The 3542-nt window shown below is 65.8% G+C and carries 5 protein-coding genes; all 5 read left to right on the top strand.

The features are described from left to right. A partial coding sequence (locus CVM52_RS27205) for a CDP-glucose 4,6-dehydratase (protein ID WP_503128403.1) occupies positions 1 to 404 on the top strand: 404 nt, incomplete at its 5' end. After that, positions 401 to 943 (top strand): dTDP-4-dehydrorhamnose 3,5-epimerase family protein, encoded by a 543-nt coding sequence (locus CVM52_RS24450; RefSeq protein WP_100164905.1) that lies wholly within the window; start codon positions 401 to 403, stop codon positions 941 to 943. The genes CVM52_RS27205 and CVM52_RS24450, both read left to right, overlap by 4 nt. After that, entirely contained in the window at positions 940 to 2163 is a 1224-nt protein-coding gene (locus CVM52_RS24445; protein WP_100164904.1) for a class I SAM-dependent methyltransferase, read from the top strand. Before CVM52_RS24450 ends, CVM52_RS24445 begins: the two co-directional genes overlap by 4 nt. Continuing rightward, positions 2160 to 3263, top strand: a complete 1104-nt coding sequence (locus CVM52_RS24440; protein ID WP_100164903.1) for a DegT/DnrJ/EryC1/StrS family aminotransferase — start codon at positions 2160 to 2162, stop codon at positions 3261 to 3263. Before CVM52_RS24445 ends, CVM52_RS24440 begins: the two co-directional genes overlap by 4 nt. Further along, positions 3256 to 3542 (top strand): PglD-related sugar-binding protein (locus CVM52_RS24435; protein ID WP_205965025.1); only part of this gene is annotated, 287 nt, incomplete at its 3' end. The genes CVM52_RS24440 and CVM52_RS24435, both read left to right, overlap by 8 nt.

Raw genomic sequence — 3542 nt, 5'->3', positions numbered from 1 at the left:
TGCGCCTGCGCAACCCGGCGGCGCGGCGGCCCTGGCAGCATGTGCTGGAGCCGCTGTCGGGCTATCTGCGGCTGGCCGAAGCGGCCTATCGCGGCGAGGCGCTGGCCGACAGCTATAATTTCGGGCCGGAACCCGCCGATGTGCATCCGGTCCGCGCGCTGGTCGAGGCGGCGCTCAGCCATTGGCCGGGCACCTGGGAAGATGCCTCGGACCCGGCGGCACCGCATGAGGCCGGGCTGTTGAGCCTGGGCATCGAACGCGCCCGCGCCGATCTGGGCTATGTGCCGCGCTGGGGGTTCGCCGACAGCGTGCGCCACAGCATGGAGTGGTATCGCGAGGTGGCCGGGGGAGCGTCGCCGCTGGACATCACCGCCGCACAGATCGCGGCCTTTGGCGCGCCATGATCTTTGCGCCGCTTGCCATCGCCGGCGCCTGCGAAATCACGCTGGAGCGGCGCGAGGATGCGCGCGGTTTTTTCGCGCGCAGCTATTGCGGCCAGGAATTCGCAGCGAAGGGTCTGAACACCTGCTGGGTCCAGATGAACCTGTCGATGAACCTGACCGCCGGCACCCTGAGGGGCATGCATTTCCAATCCGGCCCGGCGGCCGAGGAAAAGCTGGTGCGCTGCCTGCGCGGCCGCGCCCATGACGTGATTGTCGATCTGCGTGCAGGTTCGCCAAGTTTTGGCCGTCATGCGGTGGTAGTGCTGGACAGTGCCGCGCTGAACGCGGTCTACATCCCGAAGGGAGTCGCCCATGGCTTTCAGGCGCTCGCGCCCGAGACGCTGCTGCAATATCATCACTCCACCGCCTATGCGCCGGGCCATGAAGGCGGCGTGAACCCGCTCGACCCCGAGCTTGCCATTGACTGGCCACTGCCGCCTGTCCAACTGTCTGACCGCGACCGCGCGCTGCCGGTATTGAAGGAAATATCCCCACTGTGACCGTTACCCCCACCTGCCGCCACTGCCAGAGCCCTCTGACGCTGGATTTTCTCGATCTCGGCCATACCCCGCCGTCAAATGCCTATCTGACCGAGGACCAGCTGTTGCAGCCCGAGATCACCTATCCGCTGCGGCTGCGTGCCTGCCCGGAATGCCGGCTGGTGCAGACCGAGGATTTCGCCCCGGTGGACGAGCTGTTCACCGATGATTACGCCTATTTCTCGTCCACCTCGCAAAGCTGGCTGGACCACGCCGCGGCCTATGTCGAGATGATCACCGACCGGCTGAATCTGGGCCATGACAGCCACGTGATCGAGGTGGCCTCGAATGACGGCTACCTGCTGAAGAACTTCGTCGCCGCCGGGATTCCCTGCCTGGGGATCGAGCCGACGCGCGGCACGGCCGAGGCGGCCGAAGCCCTGGGCGTGCCGGTGCTGCAGGAATTTTTCGGCGAGGAACTGGCGCGCGGCCTGCCGCCGGCCGACCTCATCCTTGGCAACAATGTCTATGCGCATGTGCCTGATATCAATGATTTTACCCGTGGTCTGGCGATCGCGCTGAAGCCCGAAGGTGTGGTGACGCTGGAATTTCCGCACCTGATGCGGCTGGTCGAGTTCAGCCAGTTCGACACCGTCTATCACGAACATTTCTCCTATCTGTCGCTGCTGGCGGTCAGCCGGATCATGCGCGATGCCGGGTTGCGGGTGTTCGATGTCGAGGAATTGCCGACCCATGGCGGATCGCTGCGGGTCTATGCCTGCCGGGTCGAGGCGTCTTATCCCGAGGGCGCCGCGGTGGGCGCGGTGCTGGCCGAAGAACGCCGCCGCGGCATGGATGACGATGCCTTTTACACCGCCTTCCAGGAACGTGCCGAGCAGGTCAAGAACGCCTTCCTGGCCTTCCTGGTGGAGGCATGGTCCAAGAACAAGACGGTTGCCGCTTATGGGGCGGCGGCCAAGGGCAACACGCTGCTGAACTTTGCCGGGGTCAAGCCCGACCTGCTGAACTTCGTCTGCGACGCGGCGCCGGCCAAGCAGGGCAAGTTCATGCCCGGCAGCCATATCCCGATTCTGCCGCCGGAGACTCTGGAAATGAACCGGCCCGATTACCTGGTGATCCTGCCCTGGAATATCGGCGCCGAGATCCGGGTGCAGAACATGGCGCTGGCACGGGCCGGCACCAAGTTCGTGACCGCCGTGCCCGAGTTGAAGATCGAATGAGCCGGGTTGCCTATACCCGCCCCTCGATCACCGATCTTGAGGTCGAGTATGCAACAGACGCCGCGCGCAATGGCTGGGGCGCGCAGTGCTATGACTATATCCACCGGCTGGAGGCGGGTTTTGCCGCGCATCTGGGGGTGCCCCATGCCATTGCCACCTCCAGCTGCACCGGTGCCATGCATATGGGGCTGGCGGCGCTGGGGATCGGGCCGGGGGACGAGGTGATCCTGGCCGACACCAACTGGATCGCCACCGCCGCGCCGGTGGTGCATGTCGGCGCCACGCCGGTCTTTGTCGATATCCTGGCCGACAGCTGGTGCATCGACCCGGCCAAGGCCGAGGCGGCGATCACCCCGGCGACCAAGGCAATCATCGCCACGCATCTCTATGGCAATCTTTGCGAGATGCAGGCGCTGCTGGCGATTGGCGCGCGCCATGGCGTCGCGGTGATCGAGGATGCGGCCGAGGCGTTGGGATCGGAATATCGCGGCCACCGGGCCGGGGCGATGGGCCGGTTCGGCACCTTTTCGTTCCACGGCACCAAGACGATGACCACCGGCGAGGGCGGCATGTTCGTCACCTCGGATCCGCAACTTTATGAAACGGTGCTAACCCTCTCAAATCATGGCCGGTCGCGGGCTCAGACCCGGCAGTTCTGGCCCGATATGGTGGGGTTCAAATACAAGATGTCGAACATCCAGGCCGCCATCGGCTGTGCCCAGATCGAACGCATCGCGGAATTGACAGCGCGCAAGCGCGCCATCCTGGCCGCCTATCGCGCCGCTTTGCTGCCCGATGACCGCATCGCGATGAACCCGGAACCTGCCGACGGCGTGAATGGCGCCTGGATGCCGACGGTGGTGTTTGCCGAGTCCACCGGGGTGACACAGGAGGCTGCGATTGCCGCCTTTCAAGCCGCCGATATCGACGCCCGCGTGTTTTTCAGCCCGCTTTCCGACCTCGAATTCTTTGCCGATGCGCAGACGCCGCTGGCCCATGCCACGGCGCGGCGGGCGATCAACCTGCCCAGCTATCACGACATGACCGAGGCCGATATCGGCCGGGTCTGCGACGTCATCGGCCAGCTGCTGAATGGCTGAGCTGGCCTGCATCGTCTGGGGCAGTTCCGGCCATGCCCGGGTGCTGCGCGATCTGCTGGACGATCTCGGCGGACATATCGTGGCGCTGGTGGACCGGGACCCGCAGGCGGTATCGGTGGTCGAGGGGGCGCCGGTGCTGGCCGGGCAGGCGGGCCTGTCCAAGTTCCTAGAAACATGGCAGGGCGAACGGCTCGGCGGCTGCGTCGCCATCGGCGGCGCGCGCGGGGCCGACCGGCGCGAGGTGCTGGATGTTTTCGCCGCGGCCGGGCTGGACCTGCC

This window comes from Pseudooceanicola lipolyticus (genome assembly GCF_002786325.1).
Taxonomy (GTDB): Bacteria; Pseudomonadota; Alphaproteobacteria; order Rhodobacterales; family Rhodobacteraceae; genus Pseudooceanicola_C; species Pseudooceanicola_C lipolyticus.
This window is presented reverse-complemented; position numbering and strand designations above follow the sequence as displayed.